At 30.2% G+C, this 21,145-nt stretch carries 19 protein-coding genes; 5 read left to right on the top strand and 14 right to left on the bottom strand.

All coding sequences use genetic code 11. The annotated features are described in order from the left end of the window. Positions 1–36: 36 nt before the first annotated feature. The 4 genes from HMPREF3131_RS08125 to HMPREF3131_RS08140 all read right to left on the bottom strand — a co-directional run bounded on the left by HMPREF3131_RS08125 (position 37) and on the right by HMPREF3131_RS08140 (position 6,373). Entirely contained in the window at positions 37–1,551 is a 1,515-nt protein-coding gene (locus tag HMPREF3131_RS08125; protein ID WP_017175951.1) for an ABC transporter permease/substrate-binding protein, read from the bottom strand. A 3-nt stretch (positions 1,552–1,554) separates the two neighbouring features. Beyond that, positions 1,555–2,511, bottom strand: a complete 957-nt coding sequence (locus HMPREF3131_RS08130) for an ABC transporter ATP-binding protein (protein ID WP_017175952.1) — start codon at positions 2,509–2,511, stop codon at positions 1,555–1,557. 189 nt (positions 2,512–2,700) lie between these two features. Then, positions 2,701–4,479, bottom strand: coding sequence for a DNA helicase RecQ (gene recQ / locus HMPREF3131_RS08135; protein WP_017175953.1), 1,779 nt, complete (start codon positions 4,477–4,479; stop codon positions 2,701–2,703). A gap of 13 nt (positions 4,480–4,492) precedes the next feature. Continuing rightward, positions 4,493–6,373 carry an ABC-F family ATP-binding cassette domain-containing protein gene (locus HMPREF3131_RS08140; protein ID WP_061544167.1) on the bottom strand — a complete coding sequence of 627 codons (1,881 nt, stop codon included), beginning with the start codon at positions 6,371–6,373 and terminating at the stop codon, positions 4,493–4,495. 111 nt (positions 6,374–6,484) lie between these two features. On the opposite strand from HMPREF3131_RS08140, the gene HMPREF3131_RS08145 reads away from it, so the two are divergent. After that, positions 6,485–7,303, top strand: coding sequence for a ZIP family metal transporter (locus tag HMPREF3131_RS08145; protein WP_002455634.1), 819 nt, complete (start codon positions 6,485–6,487; stop codon positions 7,301–7,303). A gap of 291 nt (positions 7,304–7,594) precedes the next feature. Here HMPREF3131_RS08145 and ltaS read toward each other — a convergent pair whose 3' ends face one another. The 7 genes from ltaS to HMPREF3131_RS08175 all read right to left on the bottom strand — a co-directional run bounded on the left by ltaS (position 7,595) and on the right by HMPREF3131_RS08175 (position 14,278). After that, positions 7,595–9,532 carry a polyglycerol-phosphate lipoteichoic acid synthase LtaS gene (gene ltaS / locus HMPREF3131_RS08150; protein WP_017175955.1) on the bottom strand — a complete coding sequence of 646 codons (1,938 nt, stop codon included), beginning with the start codon at positions 9,530–9,532 and terminating at the stop codon, positions 7,595–7,597. A gap of 407 nt (positions 9,533–9,939) precedes the next feature. Further along, complete coding sequence (locus HMPREF3131_RS08155; protein WP_069723653.1) at positions 9,940–10,944, bottom strand: 5-oxoprolinase subunit C family protein; 1,005 nt, start codon at positions 10,942–10,944, stop codon at positions 9,940–9,942. After that, positions 10,944–11,648 (bottom strand): 5-oxoprolinase subunit B family protein, encoded by a 705-nt coding sequence (locus tag HMPREF3131_RS08160; RefSeq protein WP_017175957.1) that lies wholly within the window; start codon positions 11,646–11,648, stop codon positions 10,944–10,946. The genes HMPREF3131_RS08155 and HMPREF3131_RS08160 overlap by 1 nt, the downstream gene beginning before the upstream one ends. Positions 11,649–11,689: 41 nt before the next feature. Beyond that, positions 11,690–11,896, bottom strand: a complete 207-nt coding sequence (locus tag HMPREF3131_RS11070; RefSeq protein ID WP_049335041.1) for a hypothetical protein — start codon at positions 11,894–11,896, stop codon at positions 11,690–11,692. A gap of 53 nt (positions 11,897–11,949) precedes the next feature. Next, on the bottom strand, positions 11,950–12,558 hold the full coding sequence (locus tag HMPREF3131_RS08165) for an aminotransferase class IV (RefSeq protein ID WP_017175958.1): 609 nt from the start codon (positions 12,556–12,558) through the stop codon (positions 11,950–11,952). Next, positions 12,559–13,701 carry a chorismate-binding protein gene (locus HMPREF3131_RS08170; RefSeq protein ID WP_017175959.1) on the bottom strand — a complete coding sequence of 381 codons (1,143 nt, stop codon included), beginning with the start codon at positions 13,699–13,701 and terminating at the stop codon, positions 12,559–12,561. Beyond that, positions 13,685–14,278 carry an anthranilate synthase component II gene (locus HMPREF3131_RS08175; protein WP_017175960.1) on the bottom strand — a complete coding sequence of 198 codons (594 nt, stop codon included), beginning with the start codon at positions 14,276–14,278 and terminating at the stop codon, positions 13,685–13,687. The genes HMPREF3131_RS08170 and HMPREF3131_RS08175 overlap by 17 nt, the downstream gene beginning before the upstream one ends. Positions 14,279–14,608: 330 nt before the next feature. Between HMPREF3131_RS08175 and queC the strand changes: the two genes are divergently transcribed. The 4 genes from queC to HMPREF3131_RS08195 all read left to right on the top strand — a co-directional run bounded on the left by queC (position 14,609) and on the right by HMPREF3131_RS08195 (position 17,135). Further along, the gene (gene queC, locus HMPREF3131_RS08180) at positions 14,609–15,286 is read left to right on the top strand and encodes a 7-cyano-7-deazaguanine synthase QueC (protein ID WP_017175961.1); all 678 of its coding nucleotides are present in this window, start codon (positions 14,609–14,611) and stop codon (positions 15,284–15,286) included. Beyond that, a complete protein-coding gene (gene queD / locus HMPREF3131_RS08185) occupies positions 15,283–15,702 on the top strand; it encodes a 6-carboxytetrahydropterin synthase QueD (protein WP_017175962.1) in 420 nt (139 codons plus the stop codon). Before queC ends, queD begins: the two co-directional genes overlap by 4 nt. Beyond that, on the top strand, positions 15,702–16,418 hold the full coding sequence (gene queE, locus HMPREF3131_RS08190) for a 7-carboxy-7-deazaguanine synthase QueE (RefSeq protein WP_070436617.1): 717 nt from the start codon (positions 15,702–15,704) through the stop codon (positions 16,416–16,418). Before queD ends, queE begins: the two co-directional genes overlap by 1 nt. Before the next feature lie 108 nt (positions 16,419–16,526). Beyond that, positions 16,527–17,135: a hypothetical protein gene (locus HMPREF3131_RS08195; RefSeq protein WP_017175964.1), complete on the top strand. Its 609-nt coding sequence runs from the start codon at positions 16,527–16,529 to the stop codon at positions 17,133–17,135. Between the two features lie 44 nt (positions 17,136–17,179). Here HMPREF3131_RS08195 and HMPREF3131_RS08200 read toward each other — a convergent pair whose 3' ends face one another. From HMPREF3131_RS08200 to HMPREF3131_RS08210, 3 genes are all read right to left on the bottom strand, one after another. Next, the gene (locus HMPREF3131_RS08200) at positions 17,180–18,163 is read right to left on the bottom strand and encodes a glycosyltransferase family 2 protein (protein WP_017175965.1); all 984 of its coding nucleotides are present in this window, start codon (positions 18,161–18,163) and stop codon (positions 17,180–17,182) included. 127 nt (positions 18,164–18,290) lie between these two features. After that, positions 18,291–19,130 carry an aldo/keto reductase gene (locus HMPREF3131_RS08205; RefSeq protein ID WP_017175966.1) on the bottom strand — a complete coding sequence of 280 codons (840 nt, stop codon included), beginning with the start codon at positions 19,128–19,130 and terminating at the stop codon, positions 18,291–18,293. Positions 19,131–19,242: 112 nt separating this feature from the next. After that, positions 19,243–20,613 (bottom strand): hemolysin family protein, encoded by a 1,371-nt coding sequence (locus HMPREF3131_RS08210; protein ID WP_070436618.1) that lies wholly within the window; start codon positions 20,611–20,613, stop codon positions 19,243–19,245. Between the last annotated feature and the right edge of the window lie 532 nt (positions 20,614–21,145).

Below are 21,145 nucleotides of genomic sequence, written 5' to 3' on the forward strand. Positions count from 1 at the left end.
TCCAGATACTTTATGTCCCGAACTATTTTTACAAATTTAATGTGATAATCCTTCTTTTTCTAAATATTGTTTAGCAACTTTATATGGATCTTCATTTTTCACTGTCACTTTATAATTCATTTCTTGCATTTGTTCATCCGTAATTTTATTTGATAATTGATTTAAAGCTTTTTTAATTTCCGGATGTTCTTTTAGAAACTTTTCTTTAAACATTGGAGCACCTTGATAAGGTGGGAAAACATGTTTATCATCTTTAAGTACTACCATATCATATTGTTTTAATTCAGCATCTGTAGAATACGCATCAATAAGATTAATGTCGCCTTTCTCTACTGCCGTATAACGTAGTTTAGGTTCCATTTGTTTAATATTAGAAAGATTCAAGTTATATTTTTTAGCTACTGCTTTATAACCATCATCTCTATCTTTAAATTCCATAGTAAATCCTGGTTTAAGTTGACCTTGTACTTTACGTAAATCACCAATTGATTGTAAATTATATTGTTTAGCAAAATCTCTTTTAACAGCTAAAGCATAGGTATTATTATATTTCATTGGTTTAAGCATCGTCATATCATATTTTTTCTCTAAACTTGCTTTAGCTTGGTGATATACATCAGCTTCTTTTTTAGATTTTAGATCCTCTTTAGTAAGTTCTCCTAGTACTGTACCTGTAAATTCTAAGTACCCATCTATATCGTCTGATTTTAACGCATTAAATAAGAATGAGGTTTTACCCATACCACTTTTAACATTAACTGTATCATGTGTTTCCTCTTCAATTAATATTTTATACATATTCGTAATAATTGAAGGTTCAGAACCTAATTTTCCTGCCATAGTAATCGTTGCACCTTTTTTACCAAAGAGTGGAACAACAATAACAAGTAAGATAATTAATAGAATAATACCTAGTGTAATAAGAAGTTTTTTATAAGATAATTTCGCCATATAACGCAATATAAAATCAAATAAAATAGCTAATAATGCAGCTGGAATAGCGCCAATCAATATAAGTGCTGTATTGTTACGATCAATGCCTAATAAGATCAAATCCCCTAATCCACCTGCTCCAATTAATGCAGCTAATGTAGCAGTACCAATAATAAGCACCATAGCTGTACGTATACCTGCCATAATGACTGGCATTGCAATAGGTAACTCGACTTTAGTTAAACGTCGCATTGGTTTCATACCGATACCTTTGGCTGCTTCTGTTAGAGAAGGCTCTACTTCTTTAATACCTGTATATGTATTTCTTAAAATAGGTAATAGCGCATATACTACTAATGCAATAATTGCTGGAACTTTTCCTATACCAAAAATTGGAATCATTAATCCAAGTAAAGCAAGGGATGGAATAGTTTGTAATACCGCTGCGATATTCATTACAACTTCAGATAAACGCTTTGTTTTAGTTAAAGCAATACCAAGTGGTACTGCAATTAAAATTGCGATAAATAAAGCAATAAAAGAAATTTGTATGTGCTCAAAAATTGTTCTTAGTAATTCTCCTCTACGATCATTGAGCGTTGTTAAAAATTCGTTCATGCTTTAACCCTCCTTATCATTTTTAGATAGATAGTCAAAAACATCTTCTCTTCTTAATAATGACTGTGTTAAAGCATGATTATTTTCTACAATGACTGCTTCATGTTTAGCAAGTATCTCGTAAATATCTTGAAGTTTCATACTATCTTTTATAATTGGGTATCCTTGTTTTTCGTCATATTCAGTAAGTGTTCTTGTAAGATTTAGATCGGAGATTTTTGAATTATTGATATCTTTATGCAAGTGATCGCCCATAAACTCTCGAACAAATTGATTTTTAGGATGCTCTTGGAATCCTTCAGGTGTGTCAATTTGTTCAACACGACCATCATTTAATAAACAAATACGATCTCCTAATTTCATTGCTTCTTGTATATCGTGTGTTACAAAAATAATTGTCTTTTTAATTTTCGTTTGTAATTCTAATAAATCATCTTGTAATTTTTCTCTACTAATGGGGTCTAACGCACTAAAAGGTTCGTCCATTAATATTACTGGAGGATCAGCTGCTAATGCTCTTACCACGCCTACACGTTGACGTTGTCCTCCCGATAATTCATCTGGTTTACGATCTCGGTATGTATTTGGATCTAATCTAACCATATCTAATAATTCATCTACACGTCGATGAATATCTTTGTCTTTCCACTTTTTCATTTGAGGAACTTGTGCGATATTTTCTTTAATCGTCATATGTGGAAATAATGCGATTTGTTGTAGTACATATCCAATATCCCAACGCATCTCATAAACTGGATAATCACTCACTGGCTTATCTTTAAAATAAATGTATCCTTCACTTAACGATATTAATCGATTAATCATTTTTAAAGTAGTTGTTTTTCCACAACCTGAAGGTCCGATTAAAATAAAAAATTCTCCTTCATTAATCTTAAAACTCACATCATCAACTGCAACATTCGTTCCATAACGTTTTGTTACATTTTTAAACTCTATCATCTTGTCACCTTCATTTCCTTCACATCACTATAAAATTTATATTGCTTATTTTCTATTAAATCATGTTTATTGATAAATTCATACTTAATAGATTTAAATACTAATTATTTTTTAACAATAAAAAATAAAACAACTTAAAACATTTTTCTAGCTTCTAAGTTGTTTTATTAAGTCATATTTAATTTTTTGTTAGATATTCGTTTTATATGATTGGATTGTTTCAAGAAATTTAGGACAATAATGTTTTAACTTATAGCTTCCTACACCATCTATCGCAATCATTTCTTGTTTAGATTCTGGTTTACGTTTAGCAAACTCTTCCAATGTATAGTCAGAAAAAATACTCACAGGCGCAATATTCAACTTTTCACTTAATTGACGGCGAACTTCTACTAATTCACTATATAAAGCACGATCAACGCCTTCTATTGTATTAATGAAAACTTTTTCCTTACTTTTATGTTTAAATGGCGTCGTATACACTGTGACGTCATTATTCAATAATTCTTTCACACTTTCATCACACGTTAGAATTTCATTATATTCATTTAAAAAGCCTTTAAACCGTAACTCATCAATTAAATGACTTAACTCTGAAGTAGTATAGTCTTTCATCAATCCATGTGTTGTAAGTTGATGATAATGATTGTATTTAATATAATCACTTAATTCTCCACGTAACACTTGAATAATAACATGATAGTTTTCTTGTTGACGCATGCGTGCGATACAACTAATAATCATTTTTGCTTCATTGGTCATGTCATAAGTTTTATTTTGTTGAATGCAATTACTACATTGACCGCATTCCTCTAGACGCGCATTCGGTTCAAAATAATGTACAATTGTCGCTTCTAAGCACTTTTTCGTTTTAGTATACTGAATCATTTTAGTTAGTTTCTCGCCCATTTTATCTTTATAATCATCATCTGCTTGCGAAACAGTAATAAAATATTCATGTAATCCTTTATCTCTTTCACTAAATAATAAAATACATTCACTTTTTAAGCCATCTCGTCCTGCACGACCCGCTTCTTGATAGTATGATTCAAGATCTCCAGGCATGTTGTAATGAATAACATAACGAACATTAGATTTATCAATACCCATTCCAAATGCATTTGTTGCGATAACAACTTTAATACGATCGTATACAAAGTCATTTTGAGCTTCTTCTCTTTCTTTATTTGTTAAACCTGCATGATAAATAGCAGAAGCAATATTTATAGATTCTAGAGATTCTTGTAATTCTTCTACTTGTTTACGTGTAGAACAATAAATAATACCTGCTTGATCTTTATGAGCTTTAGCATATTCAATAACAAAGTTTTGTCTTTGATATGTCGGATTTACTTTAAAAATGAGATTACGTCTTTTGGTACTTGTTTTAATTTCATCTTCTTTTCGGATATTTAATTTTTCCATAATATCCTGTTGAACTTCGGCCGTAGCTGTAGCTGTAAGAGCTACAATCGTAAAATCTTGAGGTAGTGTAAACACTTTGTTTATGACGCTTTGATAACTAGGTCTAAAATCATGTCCCCATTTTGAAATACAGTGAGCCTCATCAAATGCAATTAAGTTAATATCAATTTGACTAAGCAACTTTAAAAAATAGTTACTTTCAAAACGTTCAGGTGCCACATATAAAAATTGAATGCCTTCAGTGATTAACTTATTTTCAATCTCAGATTGTTGTTTTTTATTTAAACTACTATTTAGATAGGCTGCTTTGATACCCATTGCTTTTAACTGATCCACTTGGTCTTTCATTAAAGAAATCAATGGACTTATTACTATCGTTGTACCACCTAACATTAAACCAGGCACTTGATAACATATTGATTTACCACCACCTGTAGGCAAGACACCTAATACATTATGATGATTTAATATTTTAGAAATTATCTCTTTTTGACCTGGTCTAAACGTATCATAACCAAAATAATGTGACAAAGTTGCTTCCATACTTACATTCCCCTTATTGCTCTTTTATTTCTTCTAATTCACTCCATCTCGTGATGTCTACATCATATGACTGCTCTAGATGTTCTTTTTCTTCATTTAATTCTTTTATTTTAGCGTAATCAGCGCTCGCTTCTACCATTTCAGCATCAATTTGCTCTAGTCTATGTTCTGTCGTTTCAATACGTTCCATTAGGGCTTCATATTCCCGTTTTTCTTTATAAGACAGTCCCGTCTTTTTACGAATGTTTGATTTAGTTTTAGGTTGTTGAGCTTGTTTTTCAAGTGTATCCTGTCGATCTTTTTCTTTTTTATAGGCCTCATAATCTTCGAATGTTCCAATAATACGTTCTAATTGGCCATCGTGAATGTACCAATATTCTTGTGCTACTTTGTTTAAAAAATAACGATCATGACTTACAGTAACTACTGACCCTCCGAATGTACTAATGTAGTCTTCTAAAATTGTTAATGTTTCAGTATCAAGATCATTGGTTGGCTCATCAAGTAACAGAACATTAGGTTGATGAACAAGCAATCTCAATAAATATAATCGTTTTTGCTCTCCACCTGATAATTTATAAATCTTTTTACCATGAGCAGCACTCGGAAATAGAAATCGCTCTAACAATTGAGTAACTGAAACTGAAGTACCATCTTTTTCTTTTGCCACTTCACTTTCTTCTCTCAAATAGTCAATCATACGTATATCACTATCCAAAGTTTCTTCTGTTTGTTTAAAATAAGCTATTTTTACAGTTTGGCCAACTTTTAATTCTCCAGAATAATCAGTATCATCTTGATTTAAAATATTTAACATTGTCGTCTTCCCTGCACCATTTGGGCCAACAATACCAATTCTTTGACCACTTTGAATGATTTCTGTTACATCTTTGAATAATATTTTATTTTGAATCTTTTTCGTTAAATGATCTAACTCAAATACTTGTTTGCCTAATCTAGAATAAGCAAGATTGAGTTGACCTTTATCTTTTTGATGATGAGATTGAACTTCTGTCTCTAAATCATTAAATCGATTAATTCGAGCTTGTTGTTTTGTCGTTCTTGCTTTTGCGCCTGTACGCATCCATGCAAGTTCTTGTTTATAAAGTGCTTTTTGCTTTTCTTGTTGTTTTTGTTCAATCACTTCATTTTCAGCTCTCATTGCAATGTAATCTTCATAGTTTCCTGGATAAGATTTAAGTTTTCCTCTATCTAATTCCACAATACGTGTAGCAATCTCATTTAAAAAATAGCGATCATGTGTCACAAATAAAACTGTATGTGGATATTGCTTAACATAGTTAATTAACCAATTAATTGATTCAAAGTCTAAATGGTTTGTAGGCTCATCTAACAATAACAAATCAGGTTGTTCAATAAGCGTCTTAGCTAAGACAACACGTTTTTGTTGTCCGCCTGATAATTCTTTAACTTTTTTAGTCGTATTATTAATACCTAATTTTGATAAAATAGTTTTAATTTCAGCATTGTAATCCCATGCATGGTGTTGATCCATAAGTTCTTGAGCTTCCATCATTTTTTTAAAATTCGCATCGTTTTGATGTTCTGTATATATAGTCACAGCTTCTTCATATGTTTTAATAATACGTAACGTATCTGTATCGGAACTTAGAACAGCTTGAAACACTGTCATATCACCATCTAAATGTTGCTTCTGTGAAGAATAACGAATACGATACTGATTAGGATGAGTTATATCGGCTGAAAAATCTTCATCTAAACCACCAATGACTTTTAATAAAGTACTTTTACCAGTACCATTTATACCTACAAGTCCAATTTTTTCATGTTCAGAAATAGAAAGATTTAAGTCATCAAAAATAACTTTATCAGCATATGATTTATTTAGTTGTTCTATTTTATACGCTTCCATATTTTTACTTCCTTTTTAATATCGAAATTTCAATATATTTCTGATAAGCTTAATTCAGTTCTATATATTATACACCTTTTTAATGCTAAATGATATAAGGAGAAAATAGATGTGATAGACTTTTTCGAAAATTTACCACCTTATCTTCAAGCACTTATTGCTGGTATTATCACTTGGTTATTAACTGCTTTAGGTGCTGCATCAGTCTTTATTTTTAAGACTGTAAACAAAAAAATTCTAACTTCTATGCAAGGTTTTGCCGCTGGAATTATGATTGCTGCAAGTTTTTGGTCTTTATTACAACCTTCCATTGATTATGGTACAAATGGTCATTTACCTGCTTGGTTACCTGCTGCGATTGGTTTTATTCTAGGTGGTGTGTTTATTAGAGGACTTGATGCAGTCATTCCACATATACACCAAAAAATCGGTGATAAAAGTCAATATCGAGAAGGCGTTAAAACTTCTTTAAGTAAAAATGCTTTACTAGTATTAGCTATCACTTTACACAATATTCCTGAAGGTTTATCAATTGGTGTAGCATTTGGTGGAATTGCAACTGGAAATGGACAAGCTACCTTTTTTGGAGCCCTTGGTTTAGCAATTGGTATTGGTATTCAGAATATTCCAGAAGGAGCTGCTTTGTCTATGCCGATTAGAGCCGCTGGTGCAACACGTTTTAAAGCATTTAATTATGGTCAAGCATCAGCAATAGTAGAACCTATTTTTGCAACTATAGGTGCCATTGCAATTATTTTTATCACTCCAGTACTACCTTATGCATTAGCTTTTGCAGCAGGAGCAATGATTTTTGTAGTTGTAGAAGAGCTTATTCCTGATTCTCAATCGGGTAATAATACAGATTTAGCTACATTAAGCTTAATGCTTGGTTTTGTAATAATGATGATATTAGACGTATCATTAGGATAATTAAATTAAAGAATAGGCCTGAGACATAATAAATTGTCTTAGGCATTTTTAATATATTGGCAGTCAATGCTAGTCTCGGGACTCCAACATAAAAATTTTCAATAAGAAAGTCTACGTCTAACGCAAGTTAAGAATGCGTTACCACAGTAAAACGAGGAATTCAAAATGAATTCTGTCCCACTCCCTTTCTTTTTTGTTTATTTTTAATGCAACGATAAAAAACCCGTAGATAAAACTTATCTACGGGCATTTAATATAGAATGTTGATTTTACACACTCTCTAATATTGAATTATTTTTGATTTCCATAAGGACCTATTTTGTAGTCATATTTTGACGGATTAATTTTTTTGAAATCTGGATTATTGTAGAATCTGAATAGGTCACCATTTAATACGTCGTCACTCATTTCTAAATCTTTTTCCACCTGTTTCTTATTTTTTTCTAAATCTTTAGGTGGCGTTGTTATTAATTCATTATTTTTATTTGAATATACTTTACCATTCACAAATTTATAATCTTTTGTGATGAAATCACCATTACGGAATGGAATCACATCATTATGATCTTTAGATAACATATCTGTACCCAACATTAAATAATTCTTCGAGTCAATACCAACTAAATTTAAAATAGTAGGCATAACATCCACTTGTCCAGCATATGTTTCATCTACAGTCCCATTTTTGCCAGGAATTTTTAACCAGAAGCCAGTACGATTTAAATCTGTAAATTTAGCTGGTGTAATTTGCTCACCCAGTAATTTTTCCATTGCATTGTTATGGTTTTCAGAAATACCATAATGGTCACCGTAAATCATAATAACTGAATCATCATATAACCCTTTAGTTTTCAAATCATTAATATACTGTTCTAAAGCTTGATCTAAGTAATGCGCCGTTTGAATATATCCATCTACAGTAGAATCGCCTGTATTCGGCTTATCAATACTTGCATCTTCTGAATTTAAAGTAAATGGATAATGGTTAGTTAATGTAATTAAATGGGAATAAAAAGGTTGTTTCATTTTAGATTGATATTCTGCTGATGCTTTAAAGAAAGGTTTATCTTTTAACCCTAAATTCACGACATTTTCATCCGACATATCATAATATGTTGCATCGTAAAATTTATCTATACCAAAATGTTTATAAATTTGATCACGGTTCCAAAATGTTTTGTAATCCCCGTGCATAACATCAGAAGTGTAACCTTCTTTTTGATCTAAAATTGCTGGTAAAGATTGATATGTGTTATCTCCTTTTAATGAATACGCAGATCCTTGAGGTAAACCATATAAACTATTATCCATTGTAAATTCTGAATCAGAAGTTTTACCTTGTCCTGTTTGATGGAAGAAGTTTGGATAATATCTAAAGTCATCGTTACCAGTTGATAATTTATTTAAGAAAGGTGTAACTTCCTTACCATTTACTTTTTTATTAATTAAAAATGTTTGAAAACTTTCTAAATGTATTTTTATGATATTTTTCTTCTTAGCAATACCATAATATTCAGGGTTTGGTTCCGTATTTTTTTGTTTCGTATAATTTAAAACACGAGTTAAATCATCTTCAGAAGCCAATGCTTTTTGTTGATTGTTTTGAATCGTTTTAACACCATCATATACAGTAAAATTATATGGTCCTAAATATTTAACTAAATATTTGTGATCAAATGTACGAGTTAATAATTCAGGTCGATCAGTTTCAGCAAAAGCTAAGTTTAAAAAGAACAATGCAATTGATGCTGCCATCACTACTGGTACAAACTTTTTACTAAATACACGTTTGTCTAACCAACTTCGTTTAAAAATTAAAATAAACAGATATACAATCGTATCTAAGAAATACACAAAGTCATACCATTTAAAAGAGGCACTTACTGCGCCCCCCATCGATTGAACGTTACTCGCTTGATTTAATGTACTAAACGTTAAAAAGTCTGAGAAGAACCTAAAATAAACAACATTAGCATAGAGTAAAAATGTTAATAAGAATCCTCCAATAAAAATAAACCAATATGCTTTCTTACCTTTAAAGAACAAAAAGATACTTAAAATAAGCGCGATTAAACTATATGGATTCATCAATAGTATTAAATTTTGAACTAATCCTTTAACACCTAAAGAAAAATCTACATAGTATGAGAAATACGTTTTCAAGGTTACTGTAAATACAGTCATTAAGAAAAACGCAAAAAGACTTATTTTTCTTTTGTGTAAACTCATGAATGTTTCCTCCGTTTATAGTTATTCAAATACGGCCATTTACAAATGCTATTTTTAAAATTTAATATATTTTTAAAACAATAAAATTTTTAATTATCATTTAATAAAAGAACACTTTTTATTACTACATTTAATTGTTAACTATTTATTAAAAAAATATGAATTTTGTAATATTTTTGTAATAATACTTCATAGTTCAATATATAAATATAAAGTATTTTTACTTATTTATCAAGAAAAAGCTCAAGTTCAGCCTTCCCATTTATATACCTAATCATTTCTAAATTGTTAAACTTATTGATATATTATAACGCCTAATCTATTCAATTTAATCAGACTATAGTCCTATACCTTTACATTAAAAAATATCATTAAAATATTAATGTTCAATATTTTGATGATATTTTTTATTTTAACATTTCTAATTGCATTCGAAATTCGATACCATGAAATAATTGATTCGTCCAATTACTAAACTTAACAGTATTTTTTTCAGCCGTTTCAATATCTATAAATTGAAATTTCAAACGAGATCCTTGTGGTTTTTGAGCTAGTTTAGTCAAATGATAGCTTGCTATAGTACCTATTTGTGGATAACTTCCAATCGTATAATGATCATTTAATAAAATAATAGGTGTACCATCACGTTTTACTTGAATAGTGCCCTTTTTTACTGGTTGATACTCAGGCATGTCTTCATAATATGCTTTGATACTAGGACCCTCTAGTAACATCCCTACACGATTAGACTTATTCGTTACTTTGTACTCTCCATGTATAAATGTTTGTTGTATATCAGTATCAAAATCATTTGTTCCTTTATTAGCAATGACGTGAAATACATCAGAAACATAATTAAACGATAAAGCATAACCATCAATTCCCCAACTTGTTGTTCGCTGATGTGCTAAATTTTCAAAAAGTTTACGGTGTCGTGATGTATAATCACGTTTCATTTCAATTTCATCGCCTTCTTGAAGTGTTCTTCCATGAAATCCTCCAACACCAATATTTAAATCTGTTGAAGTTGAATTTAACCAAGAATCTAATTTAAATCCTCCCCCAATAGCTAAATAAACACGAGATGTTGTACTCGTTTCTTTGAAAGACAATACTTCTCCTTTTTCTACTAAATACAATTTATAAGGTTTAATTTTCATATTTTCTGTACACGCTTCAAAGTGATGACCTGTTAAAGCAATTAAAGTAGGCTCTGTGAATCTAATTTTCGCCATAATATGTGTCATTTCTAAAGTTGCTTCGTTTTTATCATTTGCTACAAGACGATTCGCAATTTCATGTCCTAATATATCTAATGCACCGCCTGGTATGACTCCCTCATATTCATACCCTTGGCGTCCAAAGTCTTGGAATGTGCTAAAAAGTCCAGGTTTTTCTATTATGATTGACATTATTTAAAATCTCCTAATTCAGCATCATTTGGATTTTTAGGATGAAATAAGACATTATCTCCTAATTTTAATAAATTAAAGTGATCGCGCTCTGGTGAAAATAATTTAATTGGGGTATAGCCAATGACTAACCAATCGTTATAAGTATCCGTCGTTACAATGCCACATTTTTTCCCTTCAATAATGACAGAACCTGCCGGCACTCTTTTTTTCTTCTGACTTGTGTGATTAACATATAATTTTTCATTCATTCCTGTTAAATAAGGAAAGCCTGGAGAGTATCCCATCATAGAGACAAAGTAATGTGATTTTGAATGAAGTTGAATAAATTCCTCTTTGGATAGACGATAGTATTTTAATAGAGCCTCTAAATCAGGTCCAAACTGATCACCATAAACCACAGGAATATTATGAAAATGACACGCTGTTTGTTTATTTTCGATATGTTCTAATTCAGTTTGAATTGAATTTACAAGTGCCTTCATATATTGAAATGGCGATGAAATATTATAATGTTTAATCATATCTCGAGCATCATAACAAATCATCATACTAGATTCTGTAGGTACAATATCAGTGATGAAAGGTAAGTCTTTATTTAATAAATGTGTACGTACAGCAATTAAATTTTTAGTTACATCTTCAGCGACTTCTTGTTCAATATCTATAATAATCGCTTGATCTCCTTGACTATAAATTTTCATTATTGCACCTCTTATTACATTCTAAATTATTTGAATCTATTTTATTGATGATAAAATAAATTTAATAAATGCGTAGCATATGGCATGATGGATTGAATTAAAAGATATACTAGTACAAATTGAAACAACACAGTCATTGTTCCTACAATACGCGGTAGCATAATTAGATTATGCTTCAAATATCGATTGATTATATATTTACTTAAACTATTGAGTAATACGATAAGTATTAACCATAATAATGCCATAACTTTCTCCATTATTAACTAAATTAAATTTCACAATATCTATCAATTGTATTTTATATATAAATAGATACCTGAGCAACTTCACGTAGACTATTCAGTAAATAAACTTCTACTTCTTCATTTTCCAGTTTTATTATTAATTCATCTTTAGTGTAATCTTTCACCTTAAGTTTATGATTTTTTAATAAACTTTCTCTCATACATCCTCGTAAAAAATCTTTATTATATCGTGGCGTATAATAGTTTCCATTTTCTTTAATCATAATATTTCCAATATCAAATTCTAAAATTTTGCCACTATCATCATACAGTAGTATCAAATCTGTTTCATGATTATGCGTTAAATGTGCTCTTTCTGTTGTTTTATTTATAATGAATTTTTGTGGATAATCACTGTTAGATTTTTTAAAACGTGCAGTAAAAATGTCTTTAGAAGATAATGGCTGAATAACGTGAGTGAATTGTCCGTCTTTATCAATTTCTACTTTCAAACGATATAAGCGGTCATTATAATTTTGTTTTAATTTTTCAATATAACTATACCAAGCATTCTCTGAAAACTGAAAACCTAATTGTGAACAAGAATGACATAGTCGACGCGTATGATAGTTTAACCTTGGTATATGACCATGATTAAGTTGCATTGTTTCAAATAATTTCAATCATAACTCCTCCAATATTTTGGTTTTGTCTCGAAATTCTTGAATTTCATTTAATGGAACAGAATCAATGGTAATTCCCGCACCTACCCCGTAAAGAGCCATATTATTTCGATATTCTACTGTTCTAATTGGAATGTTAAAAATCATTTTATCATCTGGTAACAATAAACCTATTGTGCCGCAATAAATATATCTTGGACTGGTTTCTAAGTGTTTGATATAAGTCATTGTACTTTGTTTAGGCGCACCAGTGATCGATCCACATGGAAACATTGCTGTTAAAATCGAATGAAGAGATATAGCATCTTCTAGTTGCCCTGTTACCATACTTGTCATTTGATATACGGTTTGATACGTTTCAATAAAGAACAATTTATAAACCTCGATGGTTCCAGTTTTTGAAATCCTTGACATATCATTACGTAATAAATCAACAATCATTACATTTTCTGCTCTATCTTTATGAGAATACATTAATTTTTCATAATTCAACTGATCTTCTACACTAGTTTTCCCACGTGGCATTGTTCCTTTCATCGGCTTACTAACAATCACGTTTGCTTTATCGTTAAATGTACCTTTTTGAAAAAATAACTCTGGAGAAATTGACGCAACTTTTACTTCTTCAGTATCTAATAAAGCTGTATAGCTACCGTTATTGTTGTGAGTTAAATAGGTATATAACATTGAAATAGGATAATGCACTTTACTGGATAAACGAGTAGTATAGTTAACTTGATAAGTATCTCCTTCTGTAATAGCTTCTTGTATTTTAATAATTTTTCTTCTCATTTGTTCGTCACTTTCTTGGAATTGAAAGTGATGTACTGAATGATATTGTATATTGTCCTTATTATTATCAGAATTTAAGGGTTGATTAAAAGCGTATGCAGCAGCATATACTTCTTTTTCTATTAAGTGATACGTTTCTAATTGATTATTAAAAAATGGCGCTGATTCATAAGTTAAATATAACGCTACATAATGCCCCTTTTTCTGTTGTTCTTCAGCAAATTGAATAACTTCACCTACTTCTTCTAAAGAATAGGCAATTGATTTTGAAATATATTGATCAAATCGCAATTGATAATTGATGTAGTCATCTTCATTAGTATAATAACGGTAATTAAACGTAATATTCATGTGTTTTTCCTACTCTCTCTATAAAGTATTGAATCTGCTGATGACCATATTCACTTAATATAGATTCAGGATGATACTGTACTGCAAAAATAGGTAGTGTATCATGTTCAAATGCCATCATAATACCTTCATTATTTGTAGCTGTAATATTTAATTGAGAAGGTAATTGTTGCCTATTAGCAATTAAAGAATGATAACGCATGACATTAAAATTTTGAGGTAACTGTTTGAAAAGTCCTTTACCTGTATGCATTATAGGTGTTGTATGACCATGAACGGGCTTTGGCCCATGCATAATTTCCCCTCCATAATATTCATAGATGAGTTGAAACCCTAAACAGATACCTAATATAGGCACCGATGAGGCGTATCTATCTAAAACGCTTTTCAAAATTGGATAGTCACTTGGTTTTCCCGGACCTGGAGATATGACAATAGCTTCAATTGTTAATTCTTCAAGTAATGCTACAGTCACTTCTGTTACCTTTATTACCTTTACACAATGAGAAGTTTTTGTTTTTATGTAATCAATCAAGTTATATGTAAATGAATCATTATTATCTATGACTATAATCATAATTATTTCCAACCTTCAAAATAATATATTAAAATACAATTTTATATAAGCGCTTTTTTTAATATTCTATAAACTAGCACTTGATTTTAAGATATGAATATATTAAGCTATCTATCGTATAATTCGAATATAAAGAGGTTCCTAGCTGAAACCCTCTATAAAAAACTAGACCTTTGTAGAAATATTTATATAAGCTTTTTAATGTACATATGTTCTACATCTTTTAAGTCTATCTTTTTATAGAGATAGGCTTTTTTTATATTTTATATCCAATGTTTTCATTCTATTTCATCATAAATTAAAAATATTAACTTTTAAAGGAGAAACGTTATGCCAAACAGTGTTTTGAATTCTGAAAAAGCAATTGTTGTGTTTAGTGGTGGTCAAGATAGTACAACCTGTCTTTTCTACGCCAAAAGACATTTTAAAGAGGTTGAACTTGTCACATTCAATTATGGGCAAAGACATAATACAGAAATCGAAGTAGCTTCTAAAATAGCAAAAGATCAAGGGTTGAAACACCATATTTTAGACATGTCTTTACTATCTCAACTTACTCCAAATGCATTAACAAAACATGACATGAAAATTGAGACAGGAGAAGATGGTATACCAAATACTTTTGTACCTGCTCGTAATTTATTATTCTTGTCATTTGCTGGAGCTCTTGCTTATCAAGTGAATGCGAAACACATCATTACGGGTGTATGTGAAACAGACTTCTCTGGTTACCCAGATTGCCGAGATAGTTTTATTAAATCTATGAATGTCACACTTAGTTTATCTATGGATAGAGACTTTGTTATTCATACACCCTTAATGTGGTTAGATAAAACGCAAACTTGGGAACTCAGTGATGAATTAGGTGTCCTCGATTATGTGCGCCACAATACGCTTACATGCTACAACGGTATTATTGGAGATGGATGCGGAGAATGTCCAGCTTGTAAATTAAGACAACGTGGACTTCATCAATATTTAGAACAAAAAGGAGATGCGTCATTATGATACAACAAGTTTATCCTACAGTGAATCACCCTTATACATTTGAATTAAATAAAGATTTCAATTTTTCTGCGGCACATTTTATTCCTAGTGAAGATGCTGGAAAATGCATGAGAACACATGGACATACTTATTTTGTTAACTTAACTATTGTTGGAGATACACTCGACCATAATGGATTTTTAATTAATTTTAGTGAATTAAAACGATTGGTCCATGACCAATTTGATCACTATTTATTAAATGATTTACCTCAATTTAAAGATAAAAGTCCTTCTACTGAAATTGTGGCACAGACAATTTTTGAAATCGTACAAGCTCATCTTAACGAGTATGACAATAAACCTAAATGTGTACAAGTGTATTTACGTGAAACACCATCAAGTTATGTTGTCTATCGTCCAAAGGAGAATAAATAATGCCTTCAAAAATACCAGTTTTAGAAATTTTTGGTCCTACTATTCAAGGAGAAGGACGAGTTATAGGACGAAAAACAATGTTTGTCCGCACAGCAGGATGCGATTATCGTTGTAGTTGGTGCGATTCCGCCTTTACGTGGGATGGTAGCGCTAAAGATGATATAGAGTTATTAACTGCTCAAGACATTTATGATCGTTTAAAAGAAATTGGCGGTAATCAATTTGATCATGTCACTATTTCTGGAGGGACCCCTGCATTAATCAAAGGAATTCAAGATTTAGTAGATTTATTTGAAGAAAAAAATATTTTTACGGCATTAGAAACCCAAGGCAGTAAATTTCAACCTTGGATGCGACAAATTAACGATTTAACAATTAGTCCTAAACCGCCTAGCTCTAATATGGTGCCTAATTTAGAAATATTAGATGATGTCATAGAACAATGTATACCATCAACATTGAACTTGAAAGTAGTTGTTTTTGATAAAGAAGATTATCAATTTGCTAGAATGATTCATCATCGTTATCCTAATATTCCATTTTATTTGCAAGTAGGAAACCCTTATTTAGATGATGATGTTGAACATCATACCGAAAAATTACTTGGTCGCTATGAAACCCTTGTAGACACAGTAATGAATAGCAGTGATATGAATCACGTGTATGTTTTACCTCAGTTACATACATTGTTATGGAGTAATAAGAAAGGTGTATAATTAGTAAATTATAATAGAATATTATTTATTAAGTGTTTTGAAATGATTAAGTTTATTTTAATTGCTATAATATTTTAATGAACTACACACACGTGATAGGAGTACACCATGATTATATATGTATTTATTAATATAGCCATTACAATATGTGTTCTGGGTTTTGATTTATATCGGCATCATTTCAAACAACTAACGTTTAACTCCGTTCTATTATCCATTGTTATCAATGCTATTATTAATAGTATTGTGATTGAAAAGTTCAATTTTATAACATTTGCTTCAATTATATTTTTCTTAAGTTGGACAATCTTACAATATTATTTAAATCGTAAACATATATACTTAATGATTTCAGAGTATAAATCTCTTGCATTCATTTTTGCAATTATGATTAGTTGCTCATTATTTATCACTTTTGAATCTAGCGATCAATCAGTCTATATGTCTATCCCTTATTTAGCTCCAGCTATATTTATCGTAGGCTTAAGCATTGATTTCATAAGTACTTTTTCAAAAAATGAAATGAATCATCTTAAATTTTTGAGTAAGCTACAACATCCTATTATGATTGGTCATACAATTATTATTATTTCAATTATACTTTTGACCTTATTAACGTCATTTTGGTATATCTTCATAATTATTTATGCTTTATTTGATATATATTTATTGTGGCAACTCAAACATAATCATATTGAAAATGACTTAAAAAAATAAACATGTAAGAAGCTATGATGTAAGAGCTTTTACATGTTTATTTTTTATTGATAAATTTTTTCTTTTTCTGCAACTACTTTTTCAATAGGTGCTTTTAAATTGGAAGCTTCTACAATATATTTTGGTCTTTGTTTTACTTCGTAATAAATTCGCCCAATATATTCGCCAACTACACCAATAGACATTAACTGAATGCCACCTAATAACAATACAGCTGCTATTGTTGTAAAGTAACCCGGATGATTAATTCCATTCATTAAAATGCCTATTAACAAATAAATAATATAAATGATGCTTAATCCAAAGATAAACATTCCAAGATATATCATTGCTCTCAGTGGTTTATTATTAAATGATATTAATCCATCAATCCCATAATTTAATAACTTGGTAAAAGTCCATTTAGATTCTCCAGCTTCTCGTTCTACATTTTTATAAGTAAAAATCTTTGTATTATATCCTATCCATTCAAATAACCCTTTAGAAAATCGATTATATTCATTTAATGAAACAATCGATTTAACTGCACGTTGACTTAATAATCGAAAATCTCCTACACCATCACTAAATTTAATATCTTCGACAAAGCTATTAATGAGCTTATAGTACAACTTTGACATTGTTTTACGTGCAACATTTTCACCACTACGATCTCGTTTAGCGACAACTTGATCAAACCCTTGTTGATACATTTCAACCATTTTAGGTATAAATTCCGGAGGATGTTGTAAATCTCCATCAATCATTACGACTGCATCAACATTCACACTGTGTTGAAAACCAGCAATCATTGCTGCTTCTTTACCAAAATTTCGACTGAAAGAAATATATTTAACATGTTCATCGTATTCCGCTAAATGTTGTATATGCTCAATCGTATTATCTTTACTACCGTCATCAATAAATAACAAGTCATAATAATAACGACGAGTTTTACTATTCTCCGTCAAAATTTCAGTCAATCTATCGTAAGTTTTTTTTACGACTTTACCTTCATTGAAGCAAGGTATAATGACTCTGATTTTCATCTAATTACATCCTTTTCTACATTCTTTCCAATATTGTATCAATAAAATCAATAAACATTCTACTAATAACCATGTAATTAACAAATAATTAACATTAATTCCAGCTTTTGTAATAATTTAAACTATATTATTTTAAATCACCTATTGCTACATCATCTGGATCTTTACCTTGACGTGCATTTCTATTTAAACTATCAATTTCCGCAATCTCAGTAAGTTCTAAATTAAAGTCAAAAATATCATAATTTTCACGAATACGAGATGGCGTTTTTGATTTAGGAATAATAATTCTGTCATGGGCTAGATGCCAACGTAATACAATTTGTGCTGGTGTTTTGTCATATTGTTCTGCTAATTTTGTAATTACTGGATCATCTAATAATCCTCGATTTCTCATAAGTGGCATCCAAGCTGTAACAGTAATATCATGTTTATCACAATAATCTTGTACATCTTGTTGATTAAAATAAGGATGAACTTCTATTTGATTAATTTGAGGTACAATAGTTGTCTCTTTCATCAATGTTTCTAAGTGATGGGGTTTAAAGTTACATACACCAATCGCTTTAATTTTACCTTCATTATATAATTTTTCTAATGCTTTATAAGATTCAATATATAAGCCATCTTTTTCACATGGCCAATGAATTAAATATAAATCTAAATAATCCAATCCTAAGTTTTCTAAAGATTTATTAAAATATTCTAATGTATTATCATATCCTTGATAATCATTCCATAATTTAGAAGTAATAAATACGTCTTCTCTCGCAATATCACTGTTGTTTAAAGCTTTACCTAGTGCTTGTTCATTACCGTAAAAATAAGCAGTATCAAATGCACGATATCCCGCTTCTAATGCTGTTTGTACTGCGGTTTCCATCTCATCATCTTCCATTTTATAAACGCCTAGTCCTACTTTAGGCATTGGGTAACCATTATTTAACACTTGTGTATCATTTATCATTTATGCCACATCCTATTCAATATATTTTTTCAACTAAAAATTAACATAACTTAATTTCTTTTACGCATACAAATAAAGACACTTAGGTTTACATACCCAAGTGCCTTTATTTTTATTCATCCGATTCATGTTTATGATCGTGATTGTCTTCTTCCTCTTCATCACTAATCACAGGTCTTGTTTCATTAAATTGGTATTTAAGTACAACCCATACCAATTGGTGATTATCCATTTCAGAAACAATCCATCGATCGTATTTTGTATCTATATAATCTTCAACTTGAAGATTAGTATTGTGTGCTTGTAACCATCCACCTATTGTATCGATATCTTCAGAATCTTCAAAAGTGATATCAAATTTTTCATGTAAATCATCAAGTAAGACACGTCCGTTAATTTGATATATATCTTCCTCTAATTTAACAATATCATTTATTTCATCATCATCAAATTCATCTCTGATTTCACCGACAATCTCTTCAAGAATATCTTCCATTGTTAAAATACCGGCAGTACCACCATATTCGTCAATAATAAGACTAATATGAACATGTTCACGTTGCATTGAAACTAATGCATCGCTAATACGAGTTGTTTCTGAAATCATAGGTAATTCATGAATATAATTAGAGATTTTAATTGTTCTACCTGAAGCATATTCTGTTAAAAATTCTTTTACATTAATAAAACCTTTTATATGGTCTTTATCCCCATCTTCAGTAATTGGATAACGTGTAAATTGATGTTCTTTAATCGTGTCAAGTAATTCGTCAACATTAAATGGTTCGTTTAACGTTACCATTTGTGTACGTGGAACCATGATATCTTTCGCATGTCTTTCGTCAAATGAAAAGATATTTTGCATGTAATTCAGTTCTGTTTGATTAATTTCTCCACCATTATAACTATTATTAATAATGATTTTAATCTCTTCCTCAGACATTGCATCTGCTTGCGCATCAGGGTCAACACCAAGCATTCTAATAATTACTCGTGCCGAACCATTCATTAACCATATTAATGGCTTCATGACATTACCAAAATAATATAATGGTCTAGCATAAGTTAATGCTAATTTTTCAGTATGTTGTATTGCTATTGATTTAGGTGCTAACTCACCTAACACTACATGTAAATAAGTTACAACAATAAACGAAATCACAAATGAAATGGTTGTAGTTACTGCACTTGGCAAATGTAATATATTAAAAAGTGGATGTAATAGTTTTTCGAATGTCGGTTCACCTAACCAACCTAAACCTAAAGATGTAACTGTAATACCAAGTTGACAAGCTGATAAATAATAATCAAGATTAGCAATCATCTTTTTAACAATTTTTGCGCTTCCATTACCTTCATCAGCAAGTTGTTCAATTCGTGTTGAACGTACTTTTACTAATGCAAATTCAGATCCAACGAATACAGTTGTTAAAGCGATTAATAGAAAAAATATTACTAAATTAATTATGGTCACTGTTTCCAATTAGTTCCCTATTTCTAGGGATTCACCTCCAAATATTATGTGTCTCTAATGAGTAACACGAATTTAATACGTCATACTTATCACCGTTATAAAAGCATGTTAAGACCTTCCCATTAAGACACCCCCAAAAAAATGTATTACTTTAATTTTACCATATTTCTATACTAAATGGTTAAATAAGAATAAGAAAGCTTTTAACATTTAAAATCATTTAAAAAGCATTATATACTGATTTTCTTCCTACTATTTCATATATACTTCAATGGTCCTTGTAATAAATTTTTAAGAAAATCAGAAAAACGATATATGAGGGATTTTTTAATTAAGCACTATAAAAGTGCAATAATAGTCCAAGATGGTTATTTGTTTCTTAAACTCAAATTCCCATTTAAAACTAATCTATAGTAATAGTCAAGTATATATATCGCTATATCTTTTTAATTACATATTAACTATATAATAAAAGATTGGACAGAATTCGTTAATCTCCTCGATAATGTAACCCCAGCTTTCGTTGAGCGTTGGGTTTCTC

This window comes from Staphylococcus sp. HMSC14C01, from assembly GCF_001808085.1.
In the GTDB taxonomy this organism is placed as follows: domain Bacteria; phylum Bacillota; class Bacilli; order Staphylococcales; family Staphylococcaceae; genus Staphylococcus; species Staphylococcus hominis.